The sequence below is a fragment of the Pedobacter sp. T50_32 genome, assembly GCF_057652195.1.
In genome coordinates, this window is the sequence record NZ_JBYFBY010000002.1 from 1,092,580 (window position 1) to 1,113,503 (window position 20,924).

The following is a 20,924-nucleotide window of genomic DNA, read 5'->3' on the forward strand; positions in this document are numbered from 1 at the left end:
GCCGTTCATAGTTAAAGTGTTTGCAATTTGCGAAAAATTTAGCCCAAAGCACTATTAGCCACTTCATTTTTACATAGATTTAACACACCGAAACGTTCCGAAAACACAAACCAAGCTAGAAAAAGTTATCTTTAGCCAACCATGTCTGATTTACTTTTCCAACACATTAAAAAGTTTGCGAATGTTAGCGAAACTGAATTTGCCGAAATTCTCACTTTTTTCGAAATGCTTTCTGTGAGCAAAAAGCAAATGTTGCTAAGTGAAGGTCAGCATTGTAGGAATCATTTTTTTGTTCTAAAAGGATGTTTACGTTTATTCTTTGTGAGAGAAACAGGTGTTGAACAAACCACTCAATTTGCTATTGAAAGTTGGTGGATGACCGATAACCTTGCCTTTCTAGAACAGAGAGTTAGCTCTTTCGCGATACAGGCGATTGAAAAATCTGAAGTGTTAGCCATCAGCTACGAAGCACAGGAACAGATGCTGAACCAATTCCCTCAGATGGAAAGGTATTTTAGGAAGGTTTATGAAAAGTCGTTTGCTGCTTCTCAATTAAGAATTAAATACATTAATGACTACTCTAGAGAGGAGATGTATCTTTATTTCTCAAAAGTCCAACCGGCATTTTTGCAGCGTGTACCACAATACATGTTGGCTTCCTATTTAGGTTTCACACCTGAATATCTGAGCGAGATCAAAAAGAAACATCTTGGCAAACAATAAAGACACATAGAACAACAATCGCAACTATGTGCCTATGTGTTTAAATTTTCAGAAAAATCTCTTTCTTAAACTGGTTTAAGTTTTCTTAAGAACCTACAGCATAACTTTGTTTCATCAAATCACAATTAAATAATTTAAAGATGAAAAGAATAGATGTATCGAAGCTAGAACCAAATGCCTACAAAGCAATGTTTGGAATTGAAAACTATCTACTAACAACAGACTTAAAAAAATCACATAAAGAGTTAATTAAAATTAGAGCTTCACAGATTAATGGCTGTGCGTTTTGTTTAGATATGCATACGAAAGATGCCATCAAACTTGGCGAAACTCCGCAACGTATTTTCTTATTAAACGCATGGCGTGAAACAGATTTGTTTTCTGCAGAAGAGAAAATCATTTTAGGCTTAACTGAACAAATCACTTTAATTAGCAATGGCGGCGTTAGCGATGATTTATATACACAAGCAATTACTGCGTTCGGAGAAAATTATGTAGCGCAAATTATTATGGCTTGTGTTGCCATTAACGGGTGGAATAGAATTGCAATTAGTACGAATTTAGAAGTTCCAAGAGTTTAAAACCATTTTAGTTTTTCAAAAATACTAGAAATACATATTGTCATAAAACTTACGAAGCTTTGGAAACTTCGTAAGTTTATCTTGTTATTGAAATTTAAGCTATGGAAACAAAATCTACAAATATTACCCAGCTATTTTTGCGTTTGGCAATTGCGCTATCCTTTTTATCTGCTGTTGCAGACCGCTTTGGTTTTTGGGGCAATCCTGGAAACGCTGGTGTAAGTTGGGGCAACTGGCAAAACTTTGTAAGTTATTCTAACTCATTAAATTTTTATTTATCGCCTCAATTAGGAGAAATTGCTGCAATAATAGCAACAGCTTTAGAAGTAATTTTTGCATTACTGTTATTAGTTGGTTTTAAAACCAGAACATCAGCTATTGCTTCAGGGATATTACTATTAACTTTTGCTGTATCCATGTCAATAAGCGTTGGCTTTAAAGCACCTTTTGATTATTCAGTTTGGACAGGAGCCGCAGCTTGCTTTTTATTGAGTACAGTAAAGATTTACAAGTATAGTATTGATAACACTCTAAAAAGTACAATTGGATAGACCTAAAGTTCTCTTCGCCCGTGAAAATTAGCTTACCGATGGATCGTCTTTAACTGCAACCAACTCCCCATAAATATCAAACATCCGCTTTGCGTTGGCATTAACTTCGTGATGCTTTTCAGCTGTTTTACGGGCGTTCTTCCCTATTTCTTGCCACTTATTTGGGTGGGTAACACATTTCAAAATGGCACGGTAAAATTCATCGGGAGTATCTGCAATTAAGATATCTCTACCGTGTTTGCAGTCTATCCCATCTGCTGCCATGGTGGTAGCAATAATACACTTCTGCATTACCATTCCTTCGATAATCTTTACACGCATACCACTGCCCGAAAGCAAAGGCACAATCATGATTGCCTTACTATTGATAAAATCTACCGCATCAAAAACCTCCCCTTCTACAATCAAGTTGTCCGAATCGTAGTCGAAGAATTGTTGCTGCATATTTTTACCTGCAATGTAGAACCTCAATTCCCCACTCAGTTCTTCAATGTCTGGCCAAATTTCATCTAAAAACCACTCCAAACCTTCTTTATTTGGCCGCCAATCCATAGCACCCAAGTGAAATAAAGTTGGAAAACTGGTTTTGGAAGTATCGATATTGTATTTCTCAAAATCTAAAGCCACCGGAAAAACATCCAATCTAGTTTCGCAGCCCATTAATAATAATTTCTGCCTATCCGGATTGCTTATGGCAAAAACCTGATGAAAACGGTTAATCTGCTCCATTTCGTAAGCCTTTAACCTTCTTGCTAGAAAATCTAAGTAAGTTCTTCGAGGCGTAAAACGTTCTCTTTGTGCTAAGCGTTCCCAAACATCATGCTCAATATGATGCGCTCTGTAAACCAGCCTTGCTTTGCTGTATTGTTTTACCGTATCTAAATAAGGCACTACAAAAAGCCCTTCAAATTGCACTAAATCAAACTCCTTTTCTCTTAGCACATTTTCGAGCACCTTTTCAGCATCACTGTCGAAGAAACGAGAAACATTGTAAGATTGATTAGAGAATACGTTCACAAAAGCATCCCAAACATTTACCTCAATATCTATCGTAAACGAATGGAAATCTATTTTTTCAAAAACAGGATCGTAAATATCATCAACGTCTACGTATTCTTTAGAATTGTTGAGGCTAAAGAGCGTAATTTCTGCACCAAGTTTCTGTAAGCCCTTAATCGTATTGTAAACTACGATGGGATACCCGCTGTTTGGCGGAAAAGGAACTCTATGGCTTAACAGTAACACTCTCACGTTTCAAATTCTAAAATTAGTTGCGGATCTCGGACATTAAATGTTTTTCGGTGGTAGGGAGATAAACCTATATTGATAACGGCATTTCGGTGTGCAATAGTTGGATATCCTTTATTTTTTTTCCAATCGTAAGCTGGAAAATCGATATCCAAATTGGCCATATACTCGTCACGATGCGTTTTTGCTAAAATAGAAGCTGCAGCGATATTCAAATATTTACCATCACCTTTTACAATACAAGCGTGTTTTAGGTCTTGATAAGCTTTAAATCTGTTACCATCAATCACTAAATATTCAGGCTTCAGGGTAAGTTGATCTAAAGCTCTGTGCATCGCCAAAAAGGAAGCATTGAGGATGTTAATTCTGTCAATTTCTTCGTGGTCTACCATTGCAACAGCCCAAGCCAAGGCTTCTTTTTCTATAATTGGGCGAAGTTCGTCGCGTTGTTTGTGCGTTAATTGCTTCGAATCCGTTAATCCTTCCAAATAGAAATCTTTCGGCAAAATTACCGCCGCAGCCACCACCGGACCAGCTAAACAGCCACGTCCAGCTTCATCGCAGCCAGCTTCAATTAACTCTATTTGATAACAGTTTAACAGCATATTACAAAAATAGCACTTCTAAAGTCTTACTCGCAATAGTGATGAAGATTATAATTCGTTATTTTTTTGAAAAGCAATGGCGGTGTTGTTAAAAACGTCAGTCCGCTTTACACTGTAGCCCTCGTTCGACAAGCGCTCTCGGGGCTGCCGTTTCAATCGGGTTTAATGAACTTCATGTTGTGCTTTTAAACGTAGAAATAGCAAAGGCACTGCAAATTAAACGCGATTGAAGCGAACATGAGCGTAGCGAATAAAGCGTAAAGCGGGACTTTCGGTGCCGATTAGTACAGAAACTGCTTTTCAAACAAATTTAAACGCTAGTGTTTTGACCTTTTACATCAAAGGCATCGCGTAAACCGATGGCAATTAAATTGAAGGCATAAACAGTAAGCATGATGGCCAAACCCGGCAACATAGCCAAATAAGCGGCATCCATAATGATATAGCCGTAATGTTCTTTTATCATGGTACCCCAGCTTGGCATTGGCGGTTGCGCACCAAAACCCAAGAAACTTAAACCTGTTTCCAGCAAAATAGCGGACGCAAAATTTGCCGAACCTACTACCAAAATTGGTCCGGCGATGTTTGGCAAAATATGCTTAATAATGGTTCTGCTGTTAGAAAAACCTAATGCTTTTGCGGCTTCCACAAACTCAACTTGCTTTAACGCCATTACCTGCCCGCGGACTAAACGTGCCACATCTACCCAAGTAGACAAACCTACGGCGATGAAAATTTGCCAAAAACCTTTACCCAGGGCAAAAGAAATAGCGATGACCAAAAGTAGCGACGGCAATGACCAAATTACATTCATAAACCAGCTGATGGCTGCATCTATTTTACCACCGTAAAAACCTGCAATTGCACCCAAACCTACGCCAATAAACATAGAAATAAGTACTGCCATTAGGCCTACAGAAAGCGAAACCCTTATGCCCAGAATTAAGCGACTAAGTAAATCTCTGCCGTAAACATCTGTACCTAACCAAAATTTTTGCTCGTAGATATTCTTTTGTTCGAAGAGCATTTGCGTACTACCTAATTTGCTCGGCAGCGTACAGCTGTGGCAAAGCTCTTTAAGTTTATATACTGTTGGAGTAGCATTTTTTTCTTCGCCAATGTACTCGTAAGCATGAACCTCATCGTTCACAATTTTATACGATGTTATTGGTACACTTTTAAATTTTGCTGGCTGGCCGTACAACATCTTTTCAAAAAAACCGACGTCTTTTACGTTGTTATACCTTTGAACAATTAAGAATTTAAACTTACTACCTGGTTTTTCTTTACCAATTTGTAGTTGTTGAGTATTGGCGTAGGGCGTTTGGTCTGGTGTTATCAAATAACCCAGTGCACCAATAATTACCATTAAAACTATAAAAATAAGGCCAATTAGAGCGAGCGTATTTCGTTTAAACTTTTTCCAAACCTTAGCAGATTGTGTAGTATTTGCCATGTTATTTTACCATGCGGCCTTTCCAATTATATTTGCCCGAATTTCCGGCAATGCCAATATAAACAATGTAGATGATATGCAAAACATTTAAAATAGGCAACCACCACAACAGCGCTCTTCTTTTGAAAAAATCCATCATATTATTAAGGAAAACAAACTCGAAAACCAGCTTTGCTGCCAATTGAAAAACTAGAAAAGGTATCGTACTTACGGGAAAAAATATCGCCAATAAAGCGTTTACGATAATGCTAAGGTTGAACAACCAAACGCTTACGCCTAAAATAATTACCGATTTATCTTTGTAGCGGGTACTTTTTGAGGCCCAACGTTTACGCTGTTGAATAAACTCGCTAACAGTTGATTTTGCATGGGTGTAAACTACGGCATCCTTGTTTTTAAGGAAGCCAATTTTATCGCCGTAAATAGCCGACATTTTGTGCAACAGCAGTTCATCATCGCCGCTGGCCAAATCATCAATCCCTTTAAAACCGCCAACCTCAAAGAATGCTTTTTTCTCGTAAGCTAAATTTGCTCCGTTGCAAGTGCTCGGATTTTTATTGCCGATGGTTGATGCGCCCAAACCTATCAAATAGGCAAACTCTAACGCTTGTGCACGTTCAAAAAAGCTCTTTTCTTCAAAATATGCCACAGGCGATGAAATCATTTTGCAGCCAGTTGCTTCGTAATAATTGACAATGGTTGCCAACCACTGTGCTCCCATTCTACAGTCGGCATCTGTAGTAATAATCAAATCGCCCTTGGCTTGGCCAATTGCTGTTTGGATAGCCATTTTTTTGTAGGAGTTGAGTGCTTTTTCTTCGTTCAATTGTATTAAGTGAACACCTTCGTAAGACCTAACAATTCCTGCAGTACGGTCTGTAGAATGGTCATCGATAATAATAACTTCAAACAGTTCTCTCGGATAACTTTGTGCCAACACATCATCAATTGTCTTGGCAATCTTATCTTCTTCGTCACGTGCTGCAATGATAATTGAAACAATGGTTGATGGGTGTTTCGAGCTTTTAAAATACGGCTTAATTCTAATCCACCCGATAATGAAAGTGATGACCACAAACACATAGATGAGGGTTAAAAAAGCAGAGAAGTAATTAATCGCGTCGAGTATTTCCAAAGAAGTTGAGTTTAAAAACGAAATATGAGCCTAAGATAGCAGGAATTATGATATTGATAAGCCAAATGCTCGCAATACATGCTACAACGGCTGTATTTTGTGTAGTTACGTATTTGAAGAAGAACAGCGCAGTTACACTTCTAATGCCAATATCTAGTAAATCTAAAGATGGTAAGGTAGATTGTACAAAAAATAAAATAGGTACTAACATGATGATATCTGCAGCGCTTAAATTTGGAATTAACCACAAAAACATGATGATGTATTGTGTGGTAAAGACAGCGTATCTTGCCAGGCAAAACAATAAAATCTGTAGTAACTCTTTCTTTTTATATCGGGCCAATACCGAATAAAATTTCTTGTATTTTCTTGTGAACTTTATGGAAAGCAATAAGCCGTTTAGCCACTTAATATTGAAATAGAATATCAGAAAAAACAGAGCGAACACTGCTGCCAAACCACAAACTGCTGCAAAAATAATGGGTTCTAATGGAATAAAGCCATGTACAAAAACGCAGACAGCAATGGCCCCAAATACATTTGTGAGCACTAACTGACCAATGTTTCCAACCGTCATAGCAACTACGCCAATAATTCTTCTTTTGGGAGATAGAAAGAACACCCTACCACCGTATTCTCCTAATCTGTTTGGCGTAAAAACTGCCCAGGTTAAACCGCAAAAAACCGATTCTATTGCTCGCCATAAACTGATTTGCTCAACCCTTTCGATCAGCTGTTTCCATTTAACGGCTTCTAAACTCCAGTTAAAAAGCATCAGCAAAAAGGTGCTACCCATCACCAGCCAAATCTGTTGGTCGGGAATAGCTTCCAATAACTTTACAAATTCTTTAAGATCGTTATGTTTAGTGAGCTTATTGTAAATGAACCAAAAAGCAAAAGCCACAACGGCTACTTTGATAAAGGTGGTTAGTATTTTTTTATAACTGGATGTCAAAATTTCGCTTTTGTAATGCAAATATGGGTAATTAACTTGAGTTGCGTATGGTTACTAGGGTATTTTTAGATTAACAAGAGATTGAATAAATAAGTTCTATTTTTGTGCTATGGTTGTTGAAAAAAAGGAACGTGTTATTTTAGGGATTGATCCAGGAACTGCAATTATGGGATATGGCGTAATTTTGGAGAAAGGCAGTAAGATGGAATTGATTACCCTGGGCATTGTTCGGATGGACCATTTAGACGACCATTTCCTTAAACTTCAACGCATTTTCGAAAAAACAATGGTTTTGATAGAAACCTACAAACCGGATGCTTTAGCAATTGAAGCTCCGTTCTATGGAAAAAATATACAGGTAATGCTGAAACTGGGTAGAGCACAAGGAATTTGTATGGCCGCTGCACTTTCTAAAAATATTCCGGTAGCTGAATATGCGCCAAGAAAAATTAAGCAATCTATTACCGGAAAAGGAACTGCCACAAAAGAGCAAGTTGCCGCAATGTTGCAACGACTATTAAACTTTAAAGAAACTCCAGAATTTTTAGATGCTACCGATGGTTTGGCGGCAGCTGTTTGTCATTCTTTCCAAAGAATTCCTACCGGTGGTGGAAAAAGTAAATCGTACTCTGGCTGGGAAGCTTTTGTGAGTGATAATAAAAAAAGGGTGAAGTAATTAAATTTAGAATACTAATTCCTCTCATCTTAATAAAACTACAGATTCTGAAATAAATTCAGGATGAGGACAAAAACCTTACTTTTCCAACACTTTCTTCGGAAACGCCAACGAAGCAACAATACTTAACGCCAATATACCCACAATAATGATTAGGGAGTGTTCTGTAGTGAAACCCCAAGCTTTCAAATAACCGTGACCTAACATTTTCACACCGATGAAAGTAAGCAATACTGCCAAACCCGTTTTTAAGTAGTGAAATTTATGGATGATATTCACCAAAAGGAAGAACATAGAACGTAAACCCATAATGGCAAAAATATTGGAAAAGAACACGATGTAAGCATCTTTAGTTACTGCAAAAATTGCAGGAATTGAGTCTACAGCGAAAATTAAATCAGTAAATTCTACAATCAGTAATACCAAAAACAAAGGCGTTACGTGCTTCTTGCCATTTATTTTATGGAAGAAATTTTTGCCTTCATACCTAGGATGAATTTTGAAAAATTTCGACGCAAATTTAACTACTGGATGGTTTTCAGGATCGATCTTTTCATCTTCGTCTTTCGAGAAAAACATCTTTACCCCAGTAAAAACTAGGAAAGCTCCGAACACATATAAAATCCACTCGAATTGATTAATTAGGGCTGCACCAACAAAAATGAAGATAAACCTCATGATGATTGCTCCTAAAATCCCCCAAAATAAAACCCTGTGATAGTATTTTTCTGGAACTGAAAAAGCAGAGAAAATCAGTACAATCACAAAGATATTATCTACCGACAGAGCGTACTCAACAACATAACCAGTTAAAAACTCTATACCAAGATTTTGCTTATACAAAGCTAAACTAGCTTCGAAATTACCAGGAATAATGGATATAGGGTGTTTATGTGCTACGATCACTTCCTTCAACCGCTCCATGCTGTCTATCCCATGTAGATAGTCGCCTTTTAAAACGAGTAATAAATAAAAGCCAAGTGCCAGCATCACCATAATGAAACTCATGATGCCCGCTTGCTTTAAGCTTACCACATGTTCTCTTTTGCTGAAAAGACCTAAATCTAGGGCAAGGATAAATACGATGAAAAGTAGAAATCCGCCAATGAATAATAACTCGTGCGACATTATTTTTTACGTTCTGTTGTATATTTTACCAGTTGTTGTAAACCTGTTTTTGCATCTCCATCTGGGAATGTATCCAAAATTTCGAATGCCTTGTTTTGATATTCTAGCATTTTTTGGTTGGCATAATGCACTCCCTCGTTCGCATTTACAAAATCGATGATCTGCTGTATTTTCTTCGGGTCGTCATTATGATTTTTAACCAAATTAATGATGTTTTTACGCTCTGACTTTTCTACTCTGTTTAAAGCATAAATTAACGGCAAAGTCACTTTTTTCTCTTTAATATCGATACCCAAAGGTTTACCAACATCATCGGTTCCAAAATCAAAAGTATCATCCTTAATCTGGAAAGCAATACCAACTAACTCCCCAAACAAACGCATCTTTTCAATATCTTCTTCCGAAGCACCCGAAGAAGCTGCCCCACAAGCGCAACAAGAAGCAATTAACGATGCTGTCTTCTGACGTATCACGTTGAAATACAACTCTTCGCTGATATCCATTCTGCGTACCTTCTCCACTTGTAGAAGCTCACCTTCACTCATCTGTTGTACCGCTTCAGATACAATCTTCAACAATTGAAATTCGTTGTTGTTTACCGAAAGCAGCAAGCCTTTAGAAAGCAGATAATCACCTACTAAAACCGCAATTTTGTTTTTCCAAAGTGCATTGATAGAGAAGAATCCGCGACGCTCGTAGGCATTATCCACTACGTCATCGTGAACCAAAGTTGCCGTGTGCAATAGCTCTACCAAAGCGGCACCTCTGTGTGTAGATTCTACAATGCCACCGCAAAGTTTGGCTGCAAAAAATACAAACATAGGTCGCATTTGCTTCCCTTTTCTCTTTACAATATAATGAGTAATTCTGTTAAGCAGGGGCGCACTACTCTGCATCGATTCCTTGAATTTCACTTCAAAGGCATCAATTTCTGCGGCAATAGGTTGCTTAATTCGATCTATTTGAGACATTGGCAAAAATGTGTTTGCAAACTTAGCTGAATTTCTATTAAAAGGCGTATTTTTAATGAAACTATTCGCATGAAGACCTTCTTTAAAATTCTAGTAGCGCTTTTTATCGTATTAATCATTGTTTACTTCGCTGGTCCTAGCACCACAAAAGCTAAATATCAAGCGGCATTACCTTCTATGCCAAGTATCGAAAAACTTGAAACTTACATTGAATCTCAAGAAGGCAGGCACAAAATAAAACCTGGAAACGAAGCTGAAATAGTTTGGGTAGACAGCATTAACCATCAGCAAACGGAATACGCTGTTGTTTATCTTCACGGATTTTCGGCCTCAAAAGAAGAAGGCAATCCAGTTCACATCAACTTTGCCAAATCAATTAAGGCTAATCTTTACTTGGCTCGTTTGGCAGATCATGGCATTGACACCATTGCACCAATGCAATATTTTACTGCAGACAAAATCTGGGAAACCGCCAAAGAAGCTTTCGCAATTGGCAAAAAGCTAGGCAAGAAAGTAATTTTAGTTGGCACTTCTACTGGCGGAACGTTAGCCTTGCAATTAGCCGCAGCTTACCCAGAAGTACATAGCTTGGTATTGCTTTCTCCAAATATTGCTATTAATGATGATAAAGTTTGGTTATTGAATAATCCCTGGGGGTTGCAAATTGCCAGAAAAGTAAGTGGTGGCGATGAACGCGTGTTAGACGGAAAAACTCCAATCTACAAGAAATTTTGGTACGATCATTACCGTTTAGAGTCTGTAGTACAACTGCAAGAATTATTGGAAAGTGCAATGACCAAACAGACCTTTGAAAAAGTGAAACAACCAACATTAATGCTTTACTACTACAAAAACGAGAAGGAGCAGGATCCAGTAGTAAAGGTATCAGCTATGCTAGAAATGTTTGAGGCATTGGGCACACCAGTGGATAAAAAAGAAAAACTTGCCTTACCTAATACCGGAAACCATGTAGTTGGTTCTTACATTACATCGAAAGATTTAGCTAGCGTAGAAATGGCAATAAATAGCTTTGCGAAAAAACACGTCAACTAATATGGAAAACAAAAACCAACCTTGTGTAGAAACTCAAATGCTCATTAGAAAGCCAGCCAAAGAAGTTTTTAATGCCTTCATCGATCCTTCCATTACTACGAATTTTTGGTTCACAAAATCTTCTGGCAAGCTAGAAGTTGGCAAAAGCGTAAATTGGCAATGGGAAATGTATGGCGCATCTGCGGATGTTTTGGTAAAGGAAATTGTTCCAGATCGGAAAATTATTGCCGAGTGGGATGAACCTGCTACTACAATAGACTTTAGTTTCGAAGCAGGTGATGATAATAGCACGTATGTAGTGATCAAAAACTATGGCTTTCATCAAACAGGTGATGATTTGATAGCAATCATTAAAGATTCTACTGGAGGATTTACTACCGTACTGGACGGCTTAAAGGCGTATCTAGAGCATGGCTTGAAACTTAATTTAATTGGCGATAAGTTTTTGAAAAAATAATTTATTAGGTCGATAAACGTACATTTGCGATGCAATTTTAAGAATATCGCTTTTTTATATGATGGAATGGAAAAATTTGCTTTCGGCAAAGCGTTGGGGACACGAAGATAGGTCGCCGAGAGATACAGACGAAGCTAGATCGCAATTTCAAATAGACTACGACAGGTTAATATTTTCTTCGCCTTTTAGAAGGTTGCAGAACAAAACTCAGGTTTTCCCTTTACCGGGCAGCGTATTTGTTCACAATCGTTTAACGCACAGCTTAGAGGTAGCAAGTGTTGGTCGTTCTTTGGGGAGGATTTTCTATAATCAAACCAAAAAAGATAACCCAAATATTGATAGCGAAGTACCTTTAATGAGCGAAGTAGGCAACATTGTAGCCGCAGCAGCTTTGGCGCACGATTTGGGGAACCCAGCTTTTGGTCACTCTGGCGAAGCTGCGATTTCGAGATATTTCACCAACGGCGAAGGCAAATTCTACCTAGATCAATTAGCCGAAGAACAGAAAAAAGATTTTACAAAATTTGAAGGTAATGCCAACGCCATCCGCATCCTTACTCATCCTTTTGAAGGAAAAGGAAATGGCGCTTATGCACTAACCTATTCTACACTTGCTGCTATCGGAAAGTATCCTTGCGAATCAATTATTGGAGGAGAAAAATCGAAACTACACCGCAAAAAATATGGATTTTTTCAATCTGAGAAGGAGATTTTTAGAAAGATTGCTGAGGAATTAGGTATGCTTAAAGATGGTGAAAATCCATTGGGGTATTTTCGTCATCCATTGGCGTATTTGGTAGAAGCGGCTGATGATATCTGTTACGGAATTATTGATTTAGAAGATGCGCACCGTTTGCAGATACTAAGTTTTGATGAAGTTAAGGAACTATTATTGCCATTATGCAACAGCGATAAACTTGAAGAGCGCTTAAAAAATGATTTGGAAGATGATGATGCAAAAGTAGGATTATTACGTGCAAAAGCTATCAGCACTTTAATAGGTGAATGTTCTCGTATTTTTTACGATGAGCAAAAGGCAATTTTAAGCGGTACTTTTAATAAGAGCTTAACCGATGCACTGCCTCAGCATTACTTACAGGCTTGGAAAACTATCGAGAAAATCTCTGTAGAAAAAATCTACAACTACCAGTCTGTTATTGCCAAAGAGGTTTCGGGTTACAAAGTGATGGCTGGTTTGTTAGAAGAATTTGTACCTGCGTTGGTAAATAACGATACCCATTACTACAGAAAGTTGGTACAGCTGATCCCAAAACAATTTCATACCGAAAAGGAAGATTTGTATTCACGTGTACAAAGCGTATTAGATTTTGTTTCTGGAATGACTGATTTGTATGCAGTTGAACTGTATGGTAAAATCAAGGGTATTTCATTCCCATCGGTGACTTAGCATGTTCGCCTAACAGCATTACGTCATTGCGAGGTACGAAGCAATCTTAAAGCGTAGTTTATTCTTTAATAGTAAGATTGCTTCGTACCTCGCAATGACGAGATCAATAATAATAGAAAATGGTCGATGCTGATAAAGCATCGACCATTTTCTATTTTATACTTTAGATTTTATTTACCTTGTCCCATGCCGCCCATGCCGCCACCTTGTTGTTGGTCTTGCTTCACGTCGTCATTTTTGATTTTCTTTTTCTCAGTGAATTTCAACTTACCGAATTTATAGCTAAAGTTTAAGCTAATTTGACGTAGCGGATAATAAATGTTTGATGTTTGCGCAAAAGATGGACCAGATTGCGAAACTGTTTTAATATGTAGATCTCTATTGAAAGGGTTCAACAAACTCAATCCTAAAGAGGCTTGCTTTTTCATCAAATCCTTTTTCACGCCACCACCATAGAAAAACATTGGATCTGTTTTGCTTTGGAAAGTATAACGAGGTGAATTCACTACACCAAACAATTCTAAATTCCAACCACCTTTAAATGCAGTAGCAGAACGTAAAAAGAAGTTATAATTTAAATAAGTTCCTTCGTGCATTCCAATTCTATTAGGATCGTTGTTCTCAATTTCATAAGTATTTACACCTACGTTGGTCATTAAAGTCCATTTTGGAGTTGGATTATAAGATGCAAAAACGTTTGCACCAAAACTCTGTGTAGTTCCAATGTTGTTATAGGTAGTCAAAACCCCTTCTAGTCCAGTAGTTGGAGAAACATACTCTCTGTTGAAATTTTCAATCACATTTCTTGTATTTCTATAAAATAACGAAGCGTTAATCATAGAGCCTTTAATGAAAGTCGAATATCCAAGTTCTACGTTATGGCTTAGCTCTGGATCCAAATCCGGATTACCCTGCATTACATTGAATGGATTGGTATCGTTAAGAAAAGGATTTAAAAAAGCTAAACTTGGACGTTGCACCCTTTTGTTATACGCTAACTTTATGGTTGTCATACCGTTAATAGTTTGCGAAAGTATAGCACTTGGAAACAAGTTAAAATAATCGTTTTTAACTGGCACGCCATTGGCATTTGTAAAACCGATTTCTGTGTACTCGCCTCTAATCCCCCCTTTAAACTTGATCTTTTTTGTTAAGTCAAAAGCAATAGTTGAATATGCAGCTCCTACATTTTGATCATAATCGAAATCTTGAGCAGAATTTCTAGCAAATTCACTTCTGATATTTCTTAAAATCCCTTTCGCCCCTATTTCGAAAGTAACAGTTTTACTAAAAGGATATACATAATCCGTCTGTAAGGTGTATTCTCTATTTCTACCTACGTTGCTGCTTTCTGTATAAGATTCTCTCACACCAAATGCATCTAGGTGATCGTTTACAAACTCATTAGTGTTTCTACCTCTTATTAACTGACCAGCGATAGAAAATTCTTCGCCTTGTTTTTTGCTAGTGCGTCTGTAATCTAAGTTCCAATCTAAGTTATTGTTACCCATATCGCTTCTACCAACCACAGTTCCATCTGCAACATTATTTGTAAATATACTAGATCCAGAAGGTCCACCATTATAGAAGCTGTTGTATTTAGCATTTGTACTTAAGTTGTTGTAAGCATTAAAATCGTAATCCAAACCTAAGCTACCATTAAAGCCTTCTCTTTTCCAGTCAGACATTCCGTTTTGTAGTACATCACCTGAAGAAGTTGTATTTAAGAATGATGTTCTCGTTTCTTGAGGATAAGCAAAGCTACCACCTAAAGCTGTATTGGCACTAAAACGACCACTTTTAGCGGTTAAATTGAAGTTACCATTATTTTGACGCGTACCTGCCGATGCATTTACCGAGCCACTTACACCTTCTGCATTACTCTTTTTAGTAATAATATTGATGATACCACCAGAACCTTCTGCTTCGTATTTTGCTGATGGATTAGTGATTACCTCAACACTTTTGATTTGCTCTGCAGGGATCATTTTCAAAGCATCAGCTACGCTATTTGCCATAGTTCCTGACGGTTTGCCGTTAATTAAAACCCTAACTGCACTTCCACGTAATTGAACGTTACCATTCATATCAACAGATAACATTGGTACTTTACGCATTACGTCAGTTGCATCTCCACCTGCGTTGGTTGCATCAGCTTCTGCGTTGTAAACCATACGGTCTATCTTGTTCTCCACTACGTTTTTCTTACCTTCAATAGTTACTTCGGCCAACGTACTAGCGCTTCCGGCAAGCACAATATTACCTAAGTTATTATCTGGCTTTTCTGGCGTAGTTTTAACCATTACATTTTTAGTGGTGTAACCGATAAAACCAACTACCATTTTATAGTCGCCTGGAGCAATACCCGAAATTGCAACTTTACCCTTTGCATCGGTTAAGCCACCATTTACAGCCTTATTAGTTTTTGTATTGATTACCGACACTGTAGCATATTCTACAGGTTGTTTAGTTAATGAATCGATAATAGTTGCAGATATACGACCAGTCACTTTTGGAGCGGCATTGCCACCCCCCATCATTGGGAACTGAGCTTTCGCAGTGATTACCGTTAGTAAAGTGAAACAGATGAGTAGTAGTTTTTTCATTAGAGTTAATAATTTCTTTGTGTTGTTTTGTACGTATTAGTCTTTCAAAGGTATATTTTGTTACAGGGCCGATAAAGTAATTTCTCACAACTTGTAGGAAACTCTCGGTGAATTGCATTTTTTAGGCGGCGAATGGTTTGGTATAAAAAGGAAAATCCCAAACAAGCATTACTCATTTGGGATTTTTAGTTTGAGACTTATGAAGTTGTTTAAACTACAATATTCACAATCTTTCCTTTTACAAAGATGATTTTCTTTGGCGCAGCACCATTCAAAAATCCTTGGACTTGTTCGTTAGCTAAAACTGCTTCTTCCGCTTCTTTCGCTTCTAAAGTTAAGCTTAGATTCAAGTTCATCTTCATTTTACCGTTGATAGAAATTGGATAAGCGAACTCATCTTCTACCAAATAATTAGGGTTGAAAACTGGGAATTGAGCTGTAGTTAGATCTTTGTTACCTAACAACGACCACAATTCTTCGCAGATGTGTGGTGCGTAAGCAGCTAACACGACTACTAAGTCTTGCAGAATTGCTCGTTTGTTACATTTCAAATCAGTCAGTTCGTTAACCGCAATCATAAAGCTAGAAACCGAAGTATTGAATGAAAATCTTTCGATATCATCTTGTACTTTCTTAATGATTTTGTGCAATGCTTTTAACTCCGCTTTGGTTGGCTCTGCATCACTTACAGTAAACTCCCAAGCTTCGTTGTGGAACAAACGCCAGAACTTACGCAAGAACTTGAATACACCTTCAATACCGTTGGTGTTCCAAGGTTTGCTTTGCTCTAATGGCCCTAAGAACATTTCGTACATACGCAACGTATCTGCTCCGTATTGTGCAATTAACACATCTGGGTTAACTACGTTGAACTTAGATTTTGACATCTTTTCAACCTCTACACCACAAACGTATTTGCCGTTTTCTAAGATAAATTCAGCATTTGCAAATTCATCTCTCCAAGCTTTAAATTTCTCAATATCTAAAACATCATTCTCTACAATGTTTACATCCACATGTAGAGCGATGGTTTTGTAATCTTTTCTTAATCCAGCAGATACCAAAGTGTTGGTACCACGCCCCTCTTCATCAACCACACGATAAACAAAGTTACTTCTACCTTGTATCATCCCTTGGTTAATCAACTTCTTGAAAGGTTCTTCCTCTTGCACAAAACCTAAATCCTTCAAAAACTTGTTCCAGAAACGGCTATACAATAAGTGACCTGTGGCATGCTCAGAACCACCGATATACAAATCCACATCTTTCCAGTACTCTACTGCTTCTTTTGATGCAAATGCATTATCATTTTTTGCATCCATGTAACGGTACCAGTACCAACTACTTCCTGCCCAACCTGGCATAGTAGATAACTCGTACTCGTATCTGTCTTCGTATTTCCAACCTTCGGCTCTGCCTAGTGGTGGTTCGCCAGTTTCAGTTGGCAAATATTTATCAATTTCTGGCAATACCAATGGTAACTCCTCTTCTTTCAATAAATAAGGCAAACCATCTTTAAAATATACCGGAATTGGCTCGCCCCAATAACGTTGGCGACCAAAAATAGCATCACGTTGTCGGAAATTGACTTTCGCTTTTCCTACACCTTGGTCTTCTAACCATTGATTTAAGAAAGCAACTGCCTCTTTGTATTCCATCCCGTTGATGAAACCAGAGTTAACATACTTACCTTCTTTGGTAGCATCAGCTTGTTGGTCTATGTCTTTTTGCGCATCCAAAATTTGGATAATCGGCAAATTGAAATGCGTTGCAAACAACCAATCGCGTTGATCGCCACTTGGAACGCCCATTACCGCACCTGTTCCATAACCCGCCAATACGTAATCGGCAATCCACAATTGTACACGCTCGCCACTCACCGGATTAACCACATAAGTACCCGTGAACGCACCAGAAACGGTTTTAGCATCCGCCATGCGGTCCAATTCCGATTTCTTTTTAGTTTGCAAGATATAATTTTCGATATCAGCTTTTTGTGCTGACATAGTCAATTCTGCTACCCACTCGTGCTCTGGCGCTAACACCAAATAAGAAACACCAAAAATCGTATCCACACGTGTGGTGAAAACTTCAATTTGTTTATCGCTATTTTCTACTTTGAACTTCACCGATGCCCCAACGCTCTTGCCAATCCAGTTGCGTTGCATTTCTTTCATCGGCTCTGGCCAATCGATAGTATCTAAACCTTGCAAAAGTCTGTCGGCATAAGCAGTAATTCTCATGCTCCACTGCATCATTTTCTTTTGCTCTACAGGGAAACCACCACGCTCAGAAAAACCATCTTTAACTTCATCGTTAGCTAACACTGTACCCAAAGCTGGGCACCAGTTCACTGTACTTTCTTTCAAATAAGTTAAACGATATTTTAATAGCTCTACTTGTTTTTCTTCTTCCGAAAAAGTAGCCCAATCTGTAGGCAAGAAGTTTCTAGTATCTTCATCGCAAGCAGCCTTTATATCGGTGCTGCCCGCTTCATTAAATTTATGAATTAGGGTGGATATCGGCTCTGCTTTATCCGTTTCTAGGTTGTACCAAGAATTGAACAATTGCATGAAAATCCACTGCGTCCATTTGTAATAAGCTGGGTCGCTGGTACGAACTTCACGGCTCCAATCGAAAGAAAAACCAATTTGGTCTAACTGACGACGGTAAGTTGCAATATTAGTTTCTGTAGTTACTGCCGGATGTTGACCAGTTTGGATAGCATATTGCTCTGCTGGCAAACCGAACGAGTCGTAACCCATTGGATGCAATACATTGAAACCTTTTAAACGTTTGTATCTCGAAAAAATATCTGAAGCTATATAACCTAGTGGATGACCAACGTGCAAACCTGCACCCGAAGGATACGGAAACATGTCTAAAACATAGTATTTCGGCTTGTCTGAATTGGCTTCGGCTTTAAACGATTGATTTTCTGCCCAGTATTTCTGCCACTTTTGCTCTATGGCTGCAAATTGATAATCCATTGATATGCTGTTTTCTAAATAACGTGCAAAGGTAAGGAAAATAACAGATTTGAATGAGTGAATTTTGAATGACTAAATGAGTGAATGATTAAATAACCAATATTCAAGCACCAATAATCAAATATGTAATATATCGCCGCTGCAAAATCTTCTTAAATCTGCGGAAACATCAGCGGAAATCTGCGGGGAAGTAAATAACCAATATCCAAGCACTAATAATCAAGGATGCAATGAGTAACACTCCTACCTTTACGGACAAACAACCGTTAAAGAATGTTAAACTCCATCTAACTTCGCCATCATTTCCACAACTTTACCTATTAGCAAACACAATTAAGCCATCATTAATTTAAGATTTAAGTTATCTTTCCTTATTTTCGCAGAAACAATTAAGTACACATGGAAGAATTCGAAGTAAGTCAGGCTGCTAAAAAGACCAAAACCGTATACGTATCTACTATTTTTAGTATTGCGTTGGTGTTGTTGATGTTGGGTATGCTTGGTTTAATTTTAGTGCACGCCAAGAACTTATCTAACTACGTTAAAGAAAATATCGTACTTAACATTATAGTTGATGAAGGTGCAAAGGAAACCGAAGTACTTGCTTTTAAAAAGAGTTTAGACAATAATGTTGCGGTTAAACAAACGCAATACGTAAATAAAGAAGTTGCTCAACACAACTTGACCAAAGATTTAGGTGAAGATTTCGTAAATTTCTTAGGTTATAACCCACTACTTTCTACTATCGATGTTTACATGAAGGCAGACTATGCCAATAACCAAAACATTGATGCATTGAGAAAGAGCATTGAGAAAAATCCGATTGTAAAAGAAGTGGTGTATCAAAGCTCGCTGATTGATATGGTGAACAAGAATATCAATACCATTAGCTTAATTGTATTAGGTTTTGCAGCCATCCTGTTAGTTATTGCTATCGCGTTGATTAACAACACCATTCGTTTAGCAATATTCTCTCAGCGTTTCTTAATTAAGAGTATGCAGTTAGTTGGTGCTACCAAAAATTTCATTCGCCAGCCATTTATTTTAGTTGCGGCTTTACACGGCATTATTGCATCGTTTATAGCAATTATCATCCTTTTAGGATTATTATACTACGCTCAACAAGAGCTACCAGAAATCGTTATCCTAAGAAACTTTACCGAGTTTGGTTTAGTATTTATTAGCATGGTGGCAATTGGTATTTTCATTACTGCAATTAGCACTTGGTTTGCAGTGAGCAAATATTTACGTTTAAAAATTTACGACCTTTACAGATAATGTCAGATAAAAAAACAACTTCTGCAACGCAGAAACAAACAGAAGAATTGGTTTTCACTAAGAAAAACTATCAATTGTTAATCATCAGCATAGCTATCGTTGTAGTTGGTTTTATACTGATGATGGGTGCAGATGGTGACATTTACGACACTAGAAGAACGCTTATCGCTCCTATGACTGTGCTTTTTGGTTTCGGATTTGGTATTTACGCCATTTTAAAGAAATAGAGATTTAAAACGAAAACTAGGCGATTATCCTAGAAATCGTATCCCGATATTTATCGGGACTAACATCGTAAAATCCCATAATGAATTATCTACAAGCAATTATCCTTGCTATTATTGAAGGATTAACTGAGTTTTTGCCCGTTTCTTCTACTGGCCACATGATTATAGGAACGGCCTTGATGAACATGGAACCAACTCCTTTCGTTAAGCTTTTCACTATTGTTATCCAACTTGGCACCATCTTATCTGTGCTGGTTTTGTATTTTAAACGCTTCTTTAAATCGTTAAACTTCTACTATAAATTGGTTGTAGCTGCTATACCAGCTTCAATTTTAGGCTTGGTACTTAACGATTTTATAGACTCGCTGTTGGAAAGCCCATTAATGGTTGCTGTAATGTTAGTTGTTGGCGGTGTTATCCTTCTTTTTGTCGATAAATGGTTCAACAAACCGAGAATCGAAAACTCAGACGACATTAGTTACAAACAATCTTTCATCATCGGACTTTACCAATGTTTAGCCTTAATTCCTGGCACTTCTCGTTCTGCGAGTACTATTGTTGGCGGAATGACGCAAAACCTTACCCGTAAAGCAGCTGCTGAATTTTCTTTCTTTTTAGCTATTCCTATGATGTTGGGAGCTTCTGTTGTGAAATTATACAAGTTCATGAAAGAAGGTCATACGTTTTCAAGCCAAGAAATTAACCTTTTAGTTATTGGTAACATCGTTGGTTTTATCGTGGCTATTATTGCCATCAAAACCTTCATTAATATCCTTACTAAACATGGTTTTAAAGCTTTTGGATGGTATCGTATCGTTGTCGGATTGATTATTCTGGTCTTATTACTTTCGGGTCACGAACTATCCATCATTTAAA

At 37.7% G+C, this 20,924-nt stretch carries 19 protein-coding genes; 10 read left to right on the forward strand and 9 right to left on the reverse strand.

Annotation, left to right across the window (positions count from 1 at the left end; all coding sequences use genetic code 11):
- The first annotated feature begins 141 nt into the window (after positions 1-141).
- The 3 genes from AC23ME_RS10045 to AC23ME_RS10055 all read left to right on the forward strand — a co-directional run bounded on the left by AC23ME_RS10045 (position 142) and on the right by AC23ME_RS10055 (position 1,855).
- Entirely contained in the window at positions 142-723 is a 582-nt protein-coding gene (locus AC23ME_RS10045; RefSeq protein WP_487727620.1) for a Crp/Fnr family transcriptional regulator, read from the forward strand.
- A 140-nt stretch (positions 724-863) separates the two neighbouring features.
- The gene (locus AC23ME_RS10050; protein WP_487727621.1) at positions 864-1,304 is read left to right on the forward strand and encodes a carboxymuconolactone decarboxylase family protein; all 441 of its coding nucleotides are present in this window, start codon (positions 864-866) and stop codon (positions 1,302-1,304) included.
- A gap of 101 nt (positions 1,305-1,405) precedes the next feature.
- Complete coding sequence (locus AC23ME_RS10055; RefSeq protein WP_487727622.1) at positions 1,406-1,855, forward strand: DoxX family protein; 450 nt, start codon at positions 1,406-1,408, stop codon at positions 1,853-1,855.
- Positions 1,856-1,882: 27 nt separating this feature from the next.
- Here AC23ME_RS10055 and AC23ME_RS10060 read toward each other — a convergent pair whose 3' ends face one another.
- The 5 genes from AC23ME_RS10060 to AC23ME_RS10080 form a co-directional block, all read right to left on the reverse strand.
- Positions 1,883-3,106, reverse strand: coding sequence for a glycosyltransferase family 4 protein (locus AC23ME_RS10060; protein ID WP_487727623.1), 1,224 nt, complete (start codon positions 3,104-3,106; stop codon positions 1,883-1,885).
- Complete coding sequence (gene rnhB, locus AC23ME_RS10065) at positions 3,103-3,708, reverse strand: ribonuclease HII (protein WP_487727624.1); 606 nt, start codon at positions 3,706-3,708, stop codon at positions 3,103-3,105. The genes AC23ME_RS10060 and rnhB overlap by 4 nt, the downstream gene beginning before the upstream one ends.
- A gap of 310 nt (positions 3,709-4,018) precedes the next feature.
- Complete coding sequence (locus AC23ME_RS10070) at positions 4,019-5,164, reverse strand: ABC transporter permease (protein ID WP_487727625.1); 1,146 nt, start codon at positions 5,162-5,164, stop codon at positions 4,019-4,021.
- Between the two features lies 1 nt (position 5,165).
- Positions 5,166-6,299: a glycosyltransferase family 2 protein gene (locus AC23ME_RS10075; protein WP_487727626.1), complete on the reverse strand. Its 1,134-nt coding sequence runs from the start codon at positions 6,297-6,299 to the stop codon at positions 5,166-5,168.
- Positions 6,277-7,254 carry a hypothetical protein gene (locus tag AC23ME_RS10080; RefSeq protein WP_487727627.1) on the reverse strand — a complete coding sequence of 326 codons (978 nt, stop codon included), beginning with the start codon at positions 7,252-7,254 and terminating at the stop codon, positions 6,277-6,279. The genes AC23ME_RS10075 and AC23ME_RS10080 overlap by 23 nt, the downstream gene beginning before the upstream one ends.
- A gap of 109 nt (positions 7,255-7,363) precedes the next feature.
- Here AC23ME_RS10080 and ruvC point away from each other — a divergent pair, with 109 nt between their 5' ends.
- Entirely contained in the window at positions 7,364-7,930 is a 567-nt protein-coding gene (ruvC, locus tag AC23ME_RS10085) for a crossover junction endodeoxyribonuclease RuvC (RefSeq protein WP_487727628.1), read from the forward strand.
- A 78-nt stretch (positions 7,931-8,008) separates the two neighbouring features.
- Here ruvC and AC23ME_RS10090 read toward each other — a convergent pair whose 3' ends face one another.
- Both AC23ME_RS10090 and AC23ME_RS10095 read right to left on the reverse strand, forming a co-directional pair.
- Positions 8,009-9,058: a TerC family protein gene (locus tag AC23ME_RS10090; protein ID WP_487727629.1), complete on the reverse strand. Its 1,050-nt coding sequence runs from the start codon at positions 9,056-9,058 to the stop codon at positions 8,009-8,011.
- Positions 9,058-10,029 carry a polyprenyl synthetase family protein gene (locus AC23ME_RS10095; protein ID WP_487727630.1) on the reverse strand — a complete coding sequence of 324 codons (972 nt, stop codon included), beginning with the start codon at positions 10,027-10,029 and terminating at the stop codon, positions 9,058-9,060. Before AC23ME_RS10095 ends, AC23ME_RS10090 begins: the two co-directional genes overlap by 1 nt.
- Before the next feature lie 69 nt (positions 10,030-10,098).
- Between AC23ME_RS10095 and AC23ME_RS10100 the strand changes: the two genes are divergently transcribed.
- The 3 genes from AC23ME_RS10100 to AC23ME_RS10110 all read left to right on the forward strand — a co-directional run bounded on the left by AC23ME_RS10100 (position 10,099) and on the right by AC23ME_RS10110 (position 12,947).
- Positions 10,099-11,082 (forward strand): alpha/beta hydrolase, encoded by a 984-nt coding sequence (locus AC23ME_RS10100; RefSeq protein WP_487727631.1) that lies wholly within the window; start codon positions 10,099-10,101, stop codon positions 11,080-11,082.
- A 1-nt stretch (position 11,083) separates the two neighbouring features.
- On the forward strand, positions 11,084-11,539 hold the full coding sequence (locus AC23ME_RS10105) for an SRPBCC family protein (protein ID WP_487727632.1): 456 nt from the start codon (positions 11,084-11,086) through the stop codon (positions 11,537-11,539).
- Between the two features lie 61 nt (positions 11,540-11,600).
- Positions 11,601-12,947, forward strand: a complete 1,347-nt coding sequence (locus AC23ME_RS10110; RefSeq protein ID WP_487727749.1) for a deoxyguanosinetriphosphate triphosphohydrolase — start codon at positions 11,601-11,603, stop codon at positions 12,945-12,947.
- A 170-nt stretch (positions 12,948-13,117) separates the two neighbouring features.
- Here AC23ME_RS10110 and AC23ME_RS10115 read toward each other — a convergent pair whose 3' ends face one another.
- Positions 13,118-15,553: a TonB-dependent receptor gene (locus AC23ME_RS10115; RefSeq protein WP_487727633.1), complete on the reverse strand. Its 2,436-nt coding sequence runs from the start codon at positions 15,551-15,553 to the stop codon at positions 13,118-13,120.
- Positions 15,554-15,762: 209 nt separating this feature from the next.
- Complete coding sequence (leuS, locus tag AC23ME_RS10120) at positions 15,763-18,543, reverse strand: leucine--tRNA ligase (protein ID WP_487727634.1); 2,781 nt, start codon at positions 18,541-18,543, stop codon at positions 15,763-15,765.
- Between the two features lie 399 nt (positions 18,544-18,942).
- Here leuS and AC23ME_RS10125 point away from each other — a divergent pair, with 399 nt between their 5' ends.
- The 3 genes from AC23ME_RS10125 (at position 18,943) to AC23ME_RS10135 (ending at position 20,923) form a co-directional block, all read left to right on the forward strand.
- A complete protein-coding gene (locus tag AC23ME_RS10125; RefSeq protein ID WP_487727635.1) occupies positions 18,943-19,821 on the forward strand; it encodes a cell division protein FtsX in 879 nt (292 codons plus the stop codon).
- Complete coding sequence (locus tag AC23ME_RS10130; protein ID WP_487727636.1) at positions 19,821-20,048, forward strand: DUF3098 domain-containing protein; 228 nt, start codon at positions 19,821-19,823, stop codon at positions 20,046-20,048. The genes AC23ME_RS10125 and AC23ME_RS10130 overlap by 1 nt, the downstream gene beginning before the upstream one ends.
- Positions 20,049-20,128: 80 nt before the next feature.
- Complete coding sequence (locus tag AC23ME_RS10135) at positions 20,129-20,923, forward strand: undecaprenyl-diphosphate phosphatase (protein WP_487727637.1); 795 nt, start codon at positions 20,129-20,131, stop codon at positions 20,921-20,923.
- Position 20,924: the final 1 nt, after the last annotated feature.